This is a genomic window from Halomonas sp. DP8Y7-3 (assembly GCF_019801675.1).
Lineage (GTDB): Bacteria > Pseudomonadota > Gammaproteobacteria > Pseudomonadales > Halomonadaceae > Halomonas > Halomonas litopenaei_A.
Window position 1 is genome coordinate 765,226 of record NZ_JAHVIO010000004.1, and the last position, 16,223, is coordinate 781,448.

15 protein-coding genes are annotated in these 16,223 nt (G+C 62.4%); 9 read left to right on the forward strand and 6 right to left on the reverse strand.

Annotation, left to right across the window (positions count from 1 at the left end; translation table 11 throughout):
- Window positions 1-85: 85 nt before the first annotated feature.
- Window positions 86-1,171, forward strand: coding sequence for a hypothetical protein (locus tag KUV86_RS08695; protein ID WP_222484445.1), 1,086 nt, complete (start codon window positions 86-88; stop codon window positions 1,169-1,171).
- A gap of 148 nt (window positions 1,172-1,319) precedes the next feature.
- Here the strand turns inward: KUV86_RS08695 and fba are convergent, their stop codons facing one another.
- From fba to KUV86_RS08720, 5 genes are all read right to left on the reverse strand, one after another.
- The gene (gene fba, locus KUV86_RS08700) at window positions 1,320-2,384 is read right to left on the reverse strand and encodes a class II fructose-bisphosphate aldolase (RefSeq protein WP_206942515.1); all 1,065 of its coding nucleotides are present in this window, start codon (window positions 2,382-2,384) and stop codon (window positions 1,320-1,322) included.
- Between the two features lie 66 nt (window positions 2,385-2,450).
- Entirely contained in the window at window positions 2,451-3,629 is a 1,179-nt protein-coding gene (locus KUV86_RS08705) for a phosphoglycerate kinase (protein WP_206942517.1), read from the reverse strand.
- 70 nt (window positions 3,630-3,699) lie between these two features.
- The gene (locus tag KUV86_RS08710) at window positions 3,700-4,725 is read right to left on the reverse strand and encodes a type I glyceraldehyde-3-phosphate dehydrogenase (RefSeq protein ID WP_222484446.1); all 1,026 of its coding nucleotides are present in this window, start codon (window positions 4,723-4,725) and stop codon (window positions 3,700-3,702) included.
- 114 nt (window positions 4,726-4,839) lie between these two features.
- Complete coding sequence (locus tag KUV86_RS08715; RefSeq protein ID WP_222484447.1) at window positions 4,840-5,556, reverse strand: LrgB family protein; 717 nt, start codon at window positions 5,554-5,556, stop codon at window positions 4,840-4,842.
- Complete coding sequence (locus KUV86_RS08720; RefSeq protein WP_222484448.1) at window positions 5,553-5,942, reverse strand: CidA/LrgA family protein; 390 nt, start codon at window positions 5,940-5,942, stop codon at window positions 5,553-5,555. The genes KUV86_RS08715 and KUV86_RS08720 overlap by 4 nt, the downstream gene beginning before the upstream one ends.
- 177 nt (window positions 5,943-6,119) lie before the next feature.
- Between KUV86_RS08720 and KUV86_RS08725 the strand changes: the two genes are divergently transcribed.
- The 3 genes from KUV86_RS08725 (at window position 6,120) to KUV86_RS08735 (ending at window position 8,305) form a co-directional block, all read left to right on the forward strand.
- Window positions 6,120-7,172: a class I fructose-bisphosphate aldolase gene (locus KUV86_RS08725; protein ID WP_206942525.1), complete on the forward strand. Its 1,053-nt coding sequence runs from the start codon at window positions 6,120-6,122 to the stop codon at window positions 7,170-7,172.
- A 187-nt stretch (window positions 7,173-7,359) separates the two neighbouring features.
- Window positions 7,360-7,857 (forward strand): Hsp20/alpha crystallin family protein, encoded by a 498-nt coding sequence (locus KUV86_RS08730; protein ID WP_222162131.1) that lies wholly within the window; start codon window positions 7,360-7,362, stop codon window positions 7,855-7,857.
- 25 nt (window positions 7,858-7,882) lie between these two features.
- Window positions 7,883-8,305, forward strand: coding sequence for an Hsp20/alpha crystallin family protein (locus KUV86_RS08735; RefSeq protein ID WP_222162130.1), 423 nt, complete (start codon window positions 7,883-7,885; stop codon window positions 8,303-8,305).
- A 193-nt stretch (window positions 8,306-8,498) separates the two neighbouring features.
- On the opposite strand, the gene tkt is transcribed toward KUV86_RS08735, so the two are convergent.
- A complete protein-coding gene (gene tkt, locus KUV86_RS08740) occupies window positions 8,499-10,490 on the reverse strand; it encodes a transketolase (protein ID WP_206942526.1) in 1,992 nt (663 codons plus the stop codon).
- A 368-nt stretch (window positions 10,491-10,858) separates the two neighbouring features.
- Between tkt and metK the strand changes: the two genes are divergently transcribed.
- From metK to KUV86_RS08760, 5 genes are all read left to right on the forward strand, one after another.
- Complete coding sequence (gene metK, locus KUV86_RS08745; RefSeq protein WP_206942528.1) at window positions 10,859-12,079, forward strand: methionine adenosyltransferase; 1,221 nt, start codon at window positions 10,859-10,861, stop codon at window positions 12,077-12,079.
- Between the two features lie 617 nt (window positions 12,080-12,696).
- The gene (locus tag KUV86_RS08750) at window positions 12,697-12,918 is read left to right on the forward strand and encodes a hypothetical protein (RefSeq protein ID WP_206942530.1); all 222 of its coding nucleotides are present in this window, start codon (window positions 12,697-12,699) and stop codon (window positions 12,916-12,918) included.
- Entirely contained in the window at window positions 12,915-13,037 is a 123-nt protein-coding gene (locus KUV86_RS19975) for a hypothetical protein (protein WP_261315831.1), read from the forward strand. The genes KUV86_RS08750 and KUV86_RS19975 overlap by 4 nt, the downstream gene beginning before the upstream one ends.
- Before the next feature lie 249 nt (window positions 13,038-13,286).
- On the forward strand, window positions 13,287-15,284 hold the full coding sequence (gene ligB / locus KUV86_RS08755; RefSeq protein ID WP_222484449.1) for an NAD-dependent DNA ligase LigB: 1,998 nt from the start codon (window positions 13,287-13,289) through the stop codon (window positions 15,282-15,284).
- Between the two features lie 89 nt (window positions 15,285-15,373).
- Window positions 15,374-16,177: a UDP-2,3-diacylglucosamine diphosphatase gene (locus KUV86_RS08760; RefSeq protein WP_222162128.1), complete on the forward strand. Its 804-nt coding sequence runs from the start codon at window positions 15,374-15,376 to the stop codon at window positions 16,175-16,177.
- Window positions 16,178-16,223: the final 46 nt, after the last annotated feature.

A 16,223-nucleotide genomic window follows, 5' to 3' on the forward strand; every position in this document is an offset into this window, starting at 1 on the left:
ACGGCTGGCACCGCGCGCTTCCCCGAGTGGACGAGATCATTTATCGACATGAGTAGAAAGACATGAGTAGACGAGGGCCGCGACGATGACGCCGCTTTGGAAGGCATACCGGTTCGTGCGCCGCGAAAAACGCACTGCCGAGGCGGCCTTGTCTCGGGAGGCGTTGATCGACGTGCTGGACCGTGCCCGGGACCGGGGAATCTCTCTGAACCCGCGACCCTCCGCCGGCATGACGGCGCTAGGCTTGCTGTGCTTGTTGCTCGGGACGTTGGGCTTTGTCATTACGCTGGCGGGGGGGCTTTCCTGGCCGTGGCTGTTGCCCCTGGCGGTGATCGGGGTGGCTCTGCTTGGGTTTGACTTCCATGCCACCGAAAATGTCGCCGCCTTTCTGCGTCAGCTGGTGCAGCGCGCGGCAGAGCTGGACTTTCGCCTGGCCGAGCCGGACGTGGATCTTGGCGCCATGCTGGCGACGCTGCGCGGCAAGATCACCGATTTTCAGCGGACATACTCAGACAATGGCGAGCTGCTCTATTGTCGCAAGGCGATCGATGAGCGTGTTGCGGGTGAGTACTGGGTTTACCGGTTTGCCTATGACGAGGGTACGGACAAGGACCGCCGCACCTACTATCGCAATGGTTTGATCTGCGATCTGCAACATGTCGCGGCGGTGGATCTTTGCAACCTGCGAGAGGGGAAATGGCGCCCGCTGCACCATGGCAGTACAGGTGAGGTGTGGGGAGAAGGTGACTTCGCCCGTTACTTCGTCGCCTGTACGAAAGAGAGCGAGGCACTGGCGGCGTTTCTCTCCGGCGATGTGATCGATACGCTGGTGCGGCTGGCGCGAAGCCTGCCGGACCTCAATGTGCAGGTGACACGGGATCACTTGCTGTGTCTGTCCTGGTCGGGAGAAGACCCCTATGCGCGTCTGTTCGAGCCTGTCGCCGCCAATGGTCCGTCCCTGGCGCCCTTCACCGCCAGCCATGCACCGGGTGAGGATCCCGATGAAGTCTATCGGTCTCTGGAGCGCCGACTGCGTGCTCCGCGCCAGCTGACAGCGCTGGAGCCGGTGTTGGACGCCATTGCGGATATTCGTGCAGACCTGTCACTCGCCACGCACAGAGCGGACAGCAACATTCCGTTGAGGCGGCGCCTGGAAGACGCTACCGACTAAGCCACAGGATGATGGCTGTGGGCTGCGGATCAGTAAGGTACCGTCTGCGCTCTGATGAATCAGCGCCTGACCCGCAGCCGATACTACAACGCCCTCGCCTCCTTGGGAGGCGAGGGCGTATCGATACAGCGGGCTGCTCGTGGTGGTGTTACTTCACCTTGGGGTCCAGCTCTCCGCGGGCATAGCGCTCGAACATGTCGTCCAGGCTGATCGGCTTGATCTTGCTGGCATTGCCGGCAGTGCCGAAGGCCTCATAGCGGGCGATGCAGATATCCTTCATGGCCGTCACGGTCAGCTTGAGGAACTTGCGCGGATCGAACTCTGCCGGGTTTTCAGCCAGGAAGCGGCGCACGGCACCCGTGGAGGCGAGACGCAGGTCGGTATCGATGTTGACCTTGCGCACACCGTGCTTGATGCCTTCGACAATTTCCTCAACCGGTACACCGTAGGTCTCCGGAATCGCCCCGCCGTGGGCGTTGATGACCTGGAGCCATTCCTGGGGCACGCTGGAAGAGCCATGCATGACCAGATGGGTGTCCGGAATACGCTCGTGGATTTCCTTGATGCGCTGGATCGACAGCGTGTCGCCGGTCGGCGGGCGAGTGAACTTGTAGGCACCGTGGCTGGTGCCGATGGCGATTGCCAGGGCATCGACACCGGTGGACTTGACGAAGTCAGCCGCTTCTTCCGGATCCGTCAGCAGTTGGTCATGGCTGAGCTTGCCTTCCGCGCCGATACCGTCTTCTTCGCCGGCCATGCCGGTTTCCAGGCTGCCCAGGCAACCCAGCTCGCCTTCCACGGACACGCCGCAGGCATGGGCCATATCGACCGTACGGCGAGTGACGTCGACGTTGTAGGCGTAGTCGGTAGGCGTCTTGCCATCTTCGCCGAGTGAGCCGTCCATCATGACGGAAGAGAAACCGAGCTGGATGGAGCGTTGGCACACCGCAGGACTGGTGCCGTGATCCTGATGCATGACCACCGGGATATGCGGAAACTCTTCAACGGCGGCAAGGATCAGGTGGCGCAGGAAGGGAGCGCCGGCGTATTTACGCGCCCCTGCGGAGGCCTGCAGGATGACCGGTGAGTCGGTGGCATCGGCCGCTTCCATGATGGCGCGGACTTGCTCAAGGTTGTTGACGTTGAAGGCCGGGACGCCGTAGCCGTGTTCGGCGGCGTGATCCAGCAGTTGGCGCATGCTGACGAGTGCCATGGAGATACCTGAATCTATTAGGGGTAAGGGGCGTGCCGCAGGCACGCCCATGACGTAATCGGGTGGTTAGGCGTCAGTGGCCTGACGTGCCGCTGCTTCCAGGGCAGCGACCGCGGGCAGTTCCTTGCCTTCGACATACTCAAGGAAAGCGCCGCCACCGGTAGAGATGTAGGACACCTGGTCGGCGATGCCGTACTTGTCGATGGCGGCCAGGGTGTCACCACCGCCGGCGATGGAAAAACCGTCGCTCTGGGCAATCGCGTGGGACAGGGCCTCGGTGCCACCGCCGAATTGGTCGATCTCGAACACGCCCACTGGGCCGTTCCACAGGATCGTGCCGGCGCTTTTCAGCATATCGCCCAGGCGCGCGGCGCTCTCTGGACCAATGTCCAGAATCATTTCATTGTCCGCAACCTGGTCGACTGGCTTGGTGACCGCCTCTGCCGAGTCGGAAAACTCGGTCGCCACGACCACATCGGTAGGCAGCGGGATCTCGACCTTGGCCATCAAGGCCTTGGCTTTGCCCACCAGATCGGCTTCGTACAGCGACTTGCCGACGTTATGTCCCGCCGCTGCGATGAAGGTATTGGCGATGCCTCCGCCAACGATCAGTTGATCGCACTTCTCGGACAGGGCGTTGAGCACCTCAAGCTTGGTGGAAACCTTGGAGCCACCGACAATGGCCGTCATCGGCCGTCTGGGCGTGGCCAGGGCTTTTTCCAGGGCGTCGAGTTCGGCGGCGAGCAGCGGGCCGGCGCAGGCAGTGGGAGCAAAGCGCGCGACGCCGTGGGTCGAGGCCTGGGCGCGGTGGGCGGTGCCGAATGCATCCATCACGAACACGTCGCAGAGTGACGCATAGCGCTGGGCCAGGGCATCGTCGTCCTTTTTCTCACCCTTGTTGAAGCGCACGTTCTCGAGCAGTACGACGTCGCCGTCTTCCAGTTCCGGGGCCTGGTCCAGATAGTCGGTGACCAGTCGTACCGGACAGTCCAATAGGTCGCCCAGGTAGGCAGCCACCGGTGCAAGCGTGAACTCATCGGCGGGCTCACCTTCGGTGGGGCGCCCCAGGTGGCTCATCAGCAGGACCTTGGCGCCAGCATCCCGGGCGGCCTTGATCGTCGGCAGACTGGCGCGCAGTCGGGCATCACTGGTCACCTGACCATGCTTGACGGGTACGTTGAGGTCTTCACGAATCAGCACCCGCTGACCCTTGAGGTCGAGATCGGTCATCTTGCGCACGTTCATGTCGGCAGATCCTCGTCTGAACGGTCTGAGAGAGACATCGAGTAGGAAAGAATGGCCAGGGGAAGAGGCATCACGGTAACGCTCGGGGCAACTGGTTCAGGCGCGTGGCCACGTCGAGCATGCGGTTGGCGAAGCCCCATTCATTGTCGAACCAGCACAGCAGCTTCAGCAGGCGACCACCGGCCACCCGCGTCTGGGTGGCGTCTACGATACCGGAGCGCGGATCGTGGTTGAAGTCGATAGACGCCATGGGCTCCTCGGTGTACCCCAACAGGCCAGCAAGCCGGGAGTTGCTGGCCTCCTGCAGCAGGCGATTGACAGCCTGGGCCGAGGTATCGCGCTGCACACAGATCGACAGGTCCATGGCCGATACATTGATGGTCGGCACCCGCACATGCAGGCACTCGAAGCGCTCTGCCAGGTGCGGCATCAGGCGGTTGATCCCCCGCGCCAGGCCGGTATCCACCGGCACGATAGACTGCATGGCCGAGCGAGTCAGGCGCAGATCGGTCTGGTGGTAGGCATCGATCACGGGCTGGTCGTTCATGGCCGAGTGAATGGTGGTCGTGACACCGTGCTCGATGCCCAAGGCTTCATCCAGAATGGTCAGGATCGGCACCAGACAGTTGGTGGTGCACGATGCTGCCGAGATCACCCTGGCGGAGGCAGTCAGGTCGTTGTCATTGATGCCGGTGACGATGGTGGCGTCGACATCGCTCTCTGCGGGCTGTGAGAACAGCAGACGCCGGGCACCGGCAGCCAGATGTCGCTCGGCGGTAGCGCGGTCCTTGAAGCTGCCTGAGCACTCCAGCACCAGGTCGATATCCAGCGCTTTCCAGGGCAGTCGGTTGGGCTCTGCCTCTGACAGCACGCGGATGGGGTGCCCATTGATGATCAGGTGGCCATCGCGGCTTTCCACACTGCCAGGAAAGCGACCATGGGTCGTATCGTAGCGAGTGAGGTAGGTAATGGTATCGAGGCCCGATAGCTCATTGATGGCGACCACTTCCAGGGAAGGGTCATTGCGCTCGATGAGGGCTCGCAGGACGCACTGGCCAATGCGACCGTAGCCATTGATGGCAATACGCTGGGCCATGGGGCTCGACACTCTCCTGAGTGGGATGGACACAGGCGCGAGAGTCTATCTCAAATCGGCCCCCACGTCGCGGCTACTGGCCGCTTGTGGCGTACCCTGAGGCAGTGAATCGTTTCAGCCGGCAAGGCCTGTCAGCTCCCAGGCCAATGGCATCAGCAAGGCCGTCAGTACGCCGGTCAAGGTCATGCCGAGCGATGCAAAGGCGCCGGCGGTGGGGCCCAGTTCAAAGGCACGCACCGTGCCGATGGCGTGGCCGTTGATACCCAGCGCCAGGCCCAGCAGACGCTGATCGCTGATCTTGAACACCTTGCCCAGCAAGCTGACACAGGCCGTTGCGGCGACGCCGGTGATCAGCAGGCCCCCCATCAAGATCGACACGGAGCCTCCCAGGCGCTCTGTCACCCCCATGGCAATAGGGGCGGTCACGGACTTGGGGGCCAGCGAGGCCAAAAGCTCCGGTGGCGCCCCCAGCGACCAGGCGATGGCCAGCGCATAGAAGGCGGCCAGCACCGTAGAGATGGGCAAGCACACCAGCAGTGGTTTCCACAGCGCGCGCACGTGGTGCATCTGCTGATAGAGCGGCACGGCCAAGGCGACGGTGGCGGGGCCCAGTAGGAGCATCAGCCACTGTGCTCCTTCGCGATAGTCCGCGTAGTCGATGGAGCCCCCCTTCAGCAAGGCAGCAAGCAGCAGCGAAGCCAGCAATACCGGGGGACACCATCCCGGCGAGCCCAGGCGCTTGAACAGGGCTATACCCGCGAGATAAGCGCCAATCGACAGCACGATGGCCAGCATGGGCATGCTCAGGTAATCCGTGATGGACAGGCTCATGGGGTATTCCTGAAGGGAGCAGACGGCGTGTCTTGGGGAAGCAGGCGCTGCATCAGCCACAAGGTGCTGGCCACGCTAAGCAGGGTACCCAGCGTCAGCGCCAGGCCGACCGCCAGCCAGTAACCGGCCAGCTGGTCGAAGACCCAGAAGACGCCGACCACGCCGGGCATGATCAGCATCGCCAGCAGCATGATCAAAGGTTGTGCCGCCGCAGCAATGTCGGCGTGCATTCTGCCACGCACTAGCAGGAAGCCCGTCATCAGCATCAACCCTACGACGCCGGGGGATAGTGGCAGCTGTCCGACGCCTGTTGCCAGGTCGCCAGCCAGCCAGAACAGGCAAAGCCACAGGAAACCTCGTAGAACCGATGTATTGAGCGCCGCCATATCATTCCTCAAGTGCGTCATGTCACTGACTGGGGCCAATGGAAATGAGCCATTGTGCCGATAACTGACACCCGGGTCAGCTTTGGGGGCTCTCGTTCGTGATGCTCTTCCGCTACCCTGTTGACGTTGACCTTTACCGACCGCCCGACGGATTCGGGCACGACAGGGAGATGCATGATGAGTGATATTGCCAGCTGGCTGGGCGCCGAGGCAGAGGATCTGTTGACGCACGAGTGTCGTGGAATTGCCAAGGAGCAGCTGCACCTGCCCGGTGCCGACTTTGTCGACCGCGTCATGATGGACTCCGATAGGACCCCAGCGGTGCTGCGGGGCATGCAGACGCTGTTCGATCACGGCCGGCTGGGCGGTACAGGGTATCTGAGTATCCTGCCAGTGGATCAGGGGATCGAGCACTCCGCCGGGGCATCCTTTGCGCCCAACCCCATCTACTTTGATCCCGCCAACATTGTCGAATTGGCCATTGAAGGGGGCTGTAATGCCGTGGCCTCTACCCTTGGTGGTCTGTCGTCGGTCGCGCGTCGCTACGCTCATCGCATTCCGATGATGCTCAAGCTCAACCATAACGAGACGCTGACCTATCCCGCCCTGTATGACCAGACGCTGTTCGCTGAGGTCGACCAGGCCTTTGACATGGGCTGCGTGGCGGTCGGTGCGACGATCTACTTTGGCTCACCCGAAAGCCGTCGTCAGATCGAAGAGATCAGTGCCGCCTTTGAGCGTGCGCACGAGCTGGGGATGGTTACCGTGCTGTGGGCCTACCTGCGTAACCCGGGCTTCAAGCATGAGGGAACGGATTATCACGTTGCCTCAGACCTCACCAGCCAGGCGGTCCACCTGGCGGCAACGCTCAAGGCGGATATCGTCAAACAGAAGCTGCCTGAGAACAACGACGGCTACCGCAAGATCGGCTTTGGTAACACCCATGAAAAGGTCTACAGCGAGTTGACCAGCGATCACCCCATCGACCTGGCCCGTTATCAGGTGGCCAACGCCTACATGGGGCGTGCCGGGCTGATCAACTCCGGGGGCGCTTCGAGCGGGGAGGGGGACCTGACCCAGGCCGTGCGCACCGCTGTCATCAACAAGCGTGCCGGGGGCATGGGGCTGATATCCGGCCGCAAGGCGTTTCAGAAGCCGATGCGCGAGGGCGTTGCCCTGCTTAATGCGATTCAGGACGTCTATCTCGCCCCGGACGTGACAATCGCCTGACGGCGACTGAGAGTGTCAGGCAGACATTGATCTCCTAACGGGCGTCTCTAGCGGCGCCTCGAGAACCCGCCAGTTCCAACAGGGACTGGCGGGATTTTTTTTGGAGGGCTTGATTTTCGTCTTTTGACACCTATGTAGCGTTTAGGGGAAACCCCCTGTCACAACGTTACTGTCGGAGGTGTTCACCATGTTTGGAGATCTCAGGCGTTTCGATGCAGAAATGGATGCTCCATTCCGCTGGATGCAACAGTGGCTGGACCAGGCGTCACCCTTCTCTTCCAGAGCGTTCTCGCCTCACCATCTTTCCACCCCGTACGGGGCAGCGGATATTCGCTCGGTGGCAGCGGATAGCTTTCCTGCCATCAACATTGGTCGTACCGATGACGCCGTGCACGTATATCTGTTTGTGCCCGGCATGGACCCCGCCTCACTGGAGCTGAGTGTGCAGGGCAACCTGCTGACGATCAGTGGTCGGCGCGAAGACGCAGCAGAACCTGCGGATGCGCCCCCGACGCGATACCGACAGGAGCGCTTTAGCGGCGACTTCAAGCGCAGCATCGCGTTGCCGGAAGGAGTCGATGTGGACCGCGCTCGGGCGTCTCACCGTCACGGCGTCTGCGAAGTCGTGTTGCCCAAGCGCGAGGAGCTGAAGCCGCGGCGCATCCAGGTCGACGCTTTGCACTGAAACGACTCGACAGGAGGACATAGCGATGAACGACGTAGCACGCCATGAACCTGCGCCGGTTTCCCAGAGTGGCTCTCCCCATGCATCACAACAGACACCGCTGCCGGCGCGCGACAAAGAACACCTGATGCCAAGGGTGGATATTCGTGAGGACGGGGAGGCCGTCGTGCTCGTAGCCGATATGCCTGGGGTGTCCAGGGACGGCGTGAGTATCGAGGTACATGACGGGGTGCTGTCCATTGAGGGCGAAATGGCACTGTCTATCCCTGATGGGATGGCCTCCCTGTATGCAGAGTACAAGGCCAGTGGCTACGCTCGGCGTTTTACTCTGAGTCCTGAACTCGACACGGATGCTATCGTGGCGAACATGGAGCATGGCCAGTTGACCATCAGACTACCGCGAAGGGCGAGTCATCAACCGCGCCGCATCGAGGTCGAGGCGGCCTAGGTCAGAGCGCCTGTGCAGCGACTCAGGCCCGTCTCTCTCGCTGCCGTGAGTCAGCTCGGTGCGGTTCAATAAAAAGGGGCACGGCGTTCGCCGTGCCCCTTTCATTTTTCGCTCACCACCAGTACGCGCTGTCAGCAGCCACACGCTGAGTGTGGAACCTGTAGCCGGACTGGCTGAGCTAAGCGCTGATGGCCTAGTCGAGCAAAGCCTTGGCGCGGGCCACCAGGTTGTCCACGGTGAAGCCGAAGTGCTTGAACAGATCGCCGGCAGGTGCCGATTCACCGAAGCTGGACATGCCGATGACGTCGCCGTCCAGGCCCACATACTTGGTCCAGTAGTCGCGGTGTCCCGCCTCGATGGCCAGGCGTGCACGCACGTTTCGCGGCAGGACCGACTCTCGGTAGTCAGCGTCCTGGCTGTCGAACACATCGGTGGCCGGCATCGACACTACGCGCACCTGCTTGCCGTCGGCCTCGAGTGACTCGGCGGCTTGCATGGCCAGGGTCAGCTCGGAACCGGTGGCGATCAGGATCAGCTCAGGGGTGCCTTCACTGTCCTTCAACACGTAGCCGCCGCGCTGGATATTGGCCAGCTGGCTCTTGCTGCGGTCCTGGTGGGGCAGGTTCTGGCGTGACAGGACCAGCGCAGTGGGGCCGGCGCTGCGCTTGATGGCATGGGCCCAGGCTGCTGCCGTCTCGACCGCATCCGCAGGACGCCAGGTGCACAGGTTGGGGGTGGTGCGCAGGCTGGTCAGCTGCTCGATGGGCTGGTGGGTCGGTCCGTCTTCACCCAGGCCAATGGAGTCGTGGGTGTAGACGAAGATCGCCTGCTGGTTCATCAGCGCCGCCATGCGCACGGCATTGCGCATATATTCCATGAAGATCAGGAAGGTGGCACCGTAGGGAACGAAACCACCATGCAGCGCGATGCCGTTCATGATGGCGCCCATACCGAACTCACGCACCCCGTAGTGCAGGTAGTTGCCGCCGGGGGCTTCCGGGGTGATGGCTTCAGCGCCCTTCCAGAAAGTCAGGTTGGACGGTGCCAGGTCGGCGCTGCCGCCAAGCAATTCTGGCAGCTGCGGGCCAAGCTCGTTCAGACAGCCAAGGGACGCCTTGCGTGAGGCGATGGTGTCGCCTTTTTGCTGTGCCGCCTCAACCAGTGCTTCGCTGTTCAGTTCGCTAGGCAGCTCGCCCTTCTGACGCCGCAGGAATTCACGCGCCAGTTCCGGGTGTGCCTCCTGGTAGCGTTCGAAGCGTGCTTGCCAGTCCGCCTGGTGCTGCTTGCCGCGCTCGCAGGCATCCCAGCCCTGATACACCTCTTCGGGGATGTGGAACGGCGCATGGGGCCAGTCAAGCTGCTTGCGGGCTGCGGCGACTTCTTCCTCGCCCAACGCAGCGCCGTGACACTCTTCCTTGCCCTGCTTGTTCGGGGAGCCGAAACCGATGATGGTCTTGCAGATGATCAGGCTGGGACGATCATCCTGGGCGCGGGCCATCTCGATGGCCGCCTTGATTTCCTCGGGCTTGTGCCCGTCGACATTGGGCACCACGTGCCAGCCGTAGGCCTCGAAGCGCTTGGCAGTATCGTCGGTGAACCAGCCTTCGACCTCGCCGTCGATGGAGATACCGTTGTCGTCGTAGAAGGCGACCAGCTTGCCCAGCTTGTGAGTTCCGGCGAGGGACGCGACCTCGTGGGAGATGCCTTCCATCAGGCAGCCGTCACCCAGGAAGCAGTAGGTGTGATGATCGACGACCTCATGACCCGGACGGTTGAATTGCGCCGCGAGCGTGCGCTCCGCCATGGCCATGCCCACCGCGTTGGCCAGCCCCTGACCAAGCGGTCCAGTGGTGGTCTCGACGCCTGGCGCGTAGCCGTATTCCGGATGGCCGGCGGTCTTGGCGTGCAGTTGACGGAAGTTCTGCAGCTCTTCCAGGCCCAGGTCATAGCCGGACAGGTGTAACAGGGAGTAGAGCAGCATGGAGCCGTGGCCGTTGGACAACACGAAACGGTCGCGATCGGCCCACTTGGGATCGTCGGGGTTGTGGACGAGATAGTCGTTCCACAGTACCTCAGCGATATCGGCCATGCCCATCGGGGCTCCGGGGTGGCCGGAGTTGGCTTTCTGGACAGCATCCATGGAAAGGGCGCGAATGGCGTTGGCCAGTTCGAAACGGGACGGCATTGAGGGCTCCTCGCCTGGGGCAAAGTGTCAATCTGACGTTGGCGTGCCCGGTGTGGGCGGCGCAGCGGCGTCAAGGCTGAGCGCCGCCAGTCAAGCCCGCGGACAGCGAGGGCGAAGGGGCGGCGCAGATCGGTCGGGGACATATTGTCGCCGGAAAAGGGCGATCCATCAAATGCACGCAGCCTTGACCCTGGCCGTAGCGGCGGCCCGCAGGCAGCCGGATCGCTAGGAACAGAGCGGTCGAGCGTGTAGAATTCTGCTCCGCCAGGTCCGCGCGGAATCTGCACATTGCGCCCGCTCCAGCGGACGCTTCTGTTTCCACCTGCCAGGCCCGCCTGCCGATTATCCTACAGAGGGTCGAGGACGCCATGAGCGAATACTCCCTGTTTACCTCCGAGTCCGTGTCCGAAGGACACCCGGACAAGATTGCTGACCAGATTTCCGATGCCGTGCTCGATGCGCTCATCGCGCGGGACAAGAATGCCCGCGTGGCCTGCGAAACGCTGGTCAAGACTGGTGTCGCCATCGTGGCCGGTGAGATCACCACCTCCGCTTGGGTCGATCTCGAAGATCTGGTGCGCAAGGTGATCATGGATATTGGCTACACCTCCTCCGACGTAGGCTTCGACGGGGAAACCTGCGGGGTGATGAACCTGATCGGCAAGCAGAGTGTCGAGATCGCCCAAGGCGTGGATCGTGACAAGCCGGAGGATCAGGGGGCTGGCGATCAGGGCCTGATGTTCGGTTACGCCACCAACGAGACCGAGTCGTACATGCCGGCGCCGATTCATTACAGCCATCGTCTGGTCGAGCGTCAGGCCGAGCTGCGCAAGCAGGGCTTGCTGCCCTGGTTGCGCCCAGATGCCAAGAGCCAGCTGACCATGCGCTACGATGATACGGGCAAGCCCTGTGCCGTCGACGCGGTAGTGTTATCGACCCAGCATGATCCGGAGATCGATCAGGAACAGCTGCGTCAGATGGTTCAGCGCGAGATCATCGAACATGTGCTGCCGGCGGAGTGGCTGTCGGACAATACCCGCTACCACATCAATCCGACCGGCAAGTTCGTGATTGGTGGTCCGGTAGGAGACTGTGGACTGACCGGGCGCAAGATCATTGTGGACACCTACGGTGGCATGGCGCGCCATGGTGGCGGCGCCTTCTCCGGCAAGGACCCGTCCAAGGTCGACCGCAGCGCCGCCTATGCAGGCCGCTATGTGGCCAAGAACATCGTGGCAGCGGGGCTGGCAGAGCGCTGTGAGATTCAGGTGTCCTACGCGATCGGGGTGGCAGAGCCTACCTCTGTTTCCATCAATACCTTTGGTACAGGCCGTATCGACGATGAGCGTATCGTCGAGCTGGTGCGTGAACACTTCGACCTCCGCCCCAATGCGATTACCCGCATGCTCGACCTGCTGCACCCCATGTATCAGCTGACAGCGGCCTACGGCCACTTCGGCCGTGAACCCTTCGAGGCCAGCTATAGCTGGACCGATACCGAGGGCAAGACTCACACCGAGACCTTCACCGCCTTCCCGTGGGAGAAGGTGGATCGTGCCGATGCGCTGCGGAGTGCAGCAGGGCTGTAATGTGCCCGCTGGTGATAGATTGACGACACGCTAGCCTCCCGCCTGGTATCCGTCATACCAAGACCCGCCCAGCCAAGCTGGGCGGGTCTTTTTTGCTCTGCCAGCGATCGGCAAGGGGCGATATCTCCAGGGCTGGGTGAATAGCTACTGACTGCGAAGAAGATGCTTACTTTCTTGCGTATTCATGTGAGCGTTTCTCCCCTTTTGTGACGACAAGATGGGGGGCAGAGTGTGATTTGGTCCCGGTTCTATTCCTTAGCAAGCATGTCCACAGTAGCCTTCGCAGCCGCCGACTAAACTGACCAGTATCCGGCCAGGTGCCAGCGTCCTCCAGGACAGAGGAACCGCCATCCAAGAGGCCCCGTCAGGCAAATGTGCTGCCTGGTTGCCCACAGCGATACGACAGGGGAATCGAACAAATGAGCCGATACCAGGAGCAGCAGAGGGTCGATACGCGCTATCCCCCAACAATGACATCATCAGTCACGTCATGGTCAGACACAGGTTCAGAGCCATGGTCAGACACATGTTCAGAGCCATGTGCAGCAAGGTCATCTCGCGAGCCTCAGGACGGCTGCCTGGAAGGCGATGCCTATCTGCAGTACCGCGAGTTGTTCTTGACCAAGCTGGCGCTTGAAGTAGCGGCGGCCTTGGCGACATTCCTGGTGACCGCCGCCGCCATCATGATGATGTTGTTGCAGCAGCAGGGCTTGCTCACGGCCGTCATCGTGATTGCCTTGAGTGTTCCAGCATTCGTGCTGGCGACCCAGCGGCTGTCGCGGCTTGCCGGCAATGTTGTCATGCCGACCCACCGGCCAGCCGGGGAGGCCTCGCTATGACGATCGCACAGCAGATATTGCTGGGTATCGCCATTGCGTCTCCGCTGCTGGGGTTGACGTGGTGGGCGGTAAAGCGGAGTGACCGGCACCTTCGGAGCCGCCAGCACGGCGACATCTGAGTCTGCGTGTAGCGCGGGGGCGATGGTGGGGCGGTTGGTGGGGCGGTTGGTGAGGCGATAGTGGGGCAATAGTGGGCGATCGTTCAGGACCTGCTGGTAAAGGCCACAGGTGACAAAGGCCAGCGAGTGCCTGTCTCGAATCCCGGTCTCTAAGCCCTGTCTCGGCTTGTAGTCGCTGCCTGCAATAGCTGTCGTGAAGATGTCGTGCGAGCCAGCAGGTCTGGTGTTAGTGGCCACGGAGGGCCAGTGATGCGCAGCAAGGATATCCGCGTCATCAGCGCCGTCATCTCTGGATGGCGCGCTCTGCTCCCATGGATACTACTGCTGATGTGGTGGCCGCTGTCCGGGGCTGCCATGGCCGAATGTCCCGCGTGGTCCCACGCTATTGCCAGCGAGCAACTTGCCGAGAGAAAGCAGCGGCTCGATGCCTGGGAGCTTGCCTATCGGCAAGATGGTAGCTCACCGGTCAGTGACGATGTGTTCGACCAGGCCTGGCAGCGTTATCAGGAGTTAGGTGTCTGCTTTCCGCTCGCCGTTCCCGACGCTGCAGAGGCAGGCGCCTCGTTGTCTGTTGACGAGACGCTGTCTGGTGATGAGACGCTGTCTGACCAGCAGCTGGCACATCCGGTGGCTCATGGAGGCTTGCGCAAGGCCGAGGATATCCGCCAGGTGGAGCAGTGGCTGGATAGAGTATGCGCGGAGCCTCCGGCGACTGCCAGCGCCAGACCTGTTGCCAGCGAGGACCAGGCATTGTCTCGCGACCCGTTGTTTGACGCCGGTACCGTTGACGCTCTCTCGACTGCCGCCGCGGTGGAGTTGGCAACCTCGAGGGCGAGCGGCTGTACACGAGATATCTGGATACAGCCCAAGGTCGATGGCGTCGCGATGACGTTGATCTATCGGGACGGTCAGTTGGCGGGTCTTGTCAGCCGTGGCAACCGCCATGATGGGCGTCGCTGGACTCACCACGCTGCCATGATAGACGCCATCCCCAAGCACCTACCTGACGCCTGGTCTGCATGGGCCAATGACGGCACCCTGGTGTTTCAGGGAGAGCTGTTCGAGCGACTGTCCCAGCACGTACAGCGGACCCAGGGTGGCAGCGGTGCGCGCAACCGGATCGCCGGATGGCTGGCGCGTGATGCGCTGACACAGGAACAGGGGCAGCGTATCGGAGTGTTCATCTGGGGTTGGCCAGCCGGGCCTGACGACATGGAAGATCGCCTCGCAGGCCTTGAGGCGCTGGGCCTAGGCCTGGTAGCGCAGTACAGCTATCTGGTGTCCATGCCATCTCAGGTTGCCGACTGGCGCGATCGCTGGCATCACACGCCGTTGCCGTTCGCCACCGATGGGGTGGTGGTGAAACGCGGCCGGCGCCCTGGCGCAGCATCCTGGACGGACCAGCCGCCAACCTGGGCATTGGCATGGAAGTATCCGCCACGGGAAGCCCTGGCGGAGGTCGCCGGCATCGACTTCCGGATCGGGCGTAGTGGAAGGATCACTCCGGTGGCACGGCTGGTGCCGGTGACCATCGACGGGCGCACGCTGAGCCAGGTCAGTCTGGGTAGCCTGGAGCGCTGGCGCCAGTGGGACCTGCGCCCTGGGGACCAGGCCGTCATTCAGCTTGCTGGTTTGATCATTCCTCAGGTGAAGAGCGTTGCCTGGCGAGCCCCCCAGCGTGCTCCACTGACGCTTCCAGACCCGGCGGACTATGACTTTCTCAGCTGCTGGCATCCCACGCCTGACTGCTACCAGCAGTTTCTGGCTCGCCTGGAGTGGTTGAGCGAAGCGGCGGCGCTGGATCTGGATGGCGTCGGTGAGGGTACCTGGCGGGCACTGCTGGAGGCGGGGTTGATCGATGACCTGCTCGCCTGGCAACGGCTGACGCCACAGCAGCTGGCCCAGGTCGATGGCATCGGGCCAGTGACCGCGCAGCGTCTGTTTGACGTTTTCTCCCGTACACCTGATCGCAGCTTCAGCCGCTGGATTCGGGCGCTAGGGGCTCCCGCGACGGGGGATCTGGACGAGAGCGATAGCTGGAGCGGGCTGGTCGCAATGACGCAGCGGGACTGGCTGGCTCGTGAAGGGGTTGGAAGCGTGGGCGCGGCGCGCTGGCGCCGGTTTGTGATGCACCCGGAGGTGCAAGCGTTGACGCAGCAGCTGGCGGGGGGCGGCGTGGCGGGATTCGCTGAGTCCCACCCGGTGGATGATGGCGCTACCGACGTGGCAGGCACATTGGCGCAGTAGTGCGCCCTGCGGTCATCGGATCGTCACGGCCACGCCACGCCGCTGTCACCAAGAAGAGACAGGCTTTAGGGCGTCACAGGAGGATGCTCATGGCCACGTCACTGACCGCCCGTACCCTGTTTGTTTCCGATCTTCACCTTGGCACTCGCGACTGTCAGGCAGCGCTGCTGTCGCGGTTACTGCGCCGAGTTCGCCCCGAACGCTTGTATCTGGTCGGAGATGTCATCGATCTGATCGCCATGCATCGACGCGCTGCGCTGCCTGCCGAACAGCAGCGGCTGGTAGGGCGCATCCTGCGCTTGGCCAAGGGCGGATGCGAGATCATCTATATTCCCGGAAATCATGACGCTGCGCTGCGCCAACTCTGTGGCTTGCGCATGCATAGGGTGCGTATCGAGCGTCGTGCGATCCACGAAACCGCCGACGGGCGTCGTCTGCTGGTCAGTCACGGTGACGAGTTTGATACTCACGTACGCCTGGCTCCATGGTTGATGGCCTTGGGTGATGGCATGCATCAGTTCGTGCTTTCGCTTAACCGTTGGTGCAACAAGGCGCGCAGTCTGCTGGGCTTGCCGTACTGGTCACTGGCAGCCGCGGTGAAAGGCCGTATCGGTGCCGCGCAGCGGTACGTGCAGCAGTTTGAGCAGGCCGCGATCCATCAGGCCAGCCGAGAAGGTCTGGATGGCTATGTGGGGGGGCATATCCACAAGGCCGGTTTTCGCGCCCAGAATGGCGTGCTGTACTGCAATGACGGTGATTGGGTAGAGCACTGCACGGCTCTCATTGAGCGTCCCGATGGCAGTTTGGCATTGATCGATTGGGAGGGGCGTGTGATCGAGGCCGAACCCGCGATGCCACGTGCCTGCCCCGAGGGTGCCCTGGCGGGGGCCTGAGAGGGGTTGAGAAGGGTTGAGAAGGGCCGAGAAGGGCGGGCTGTTA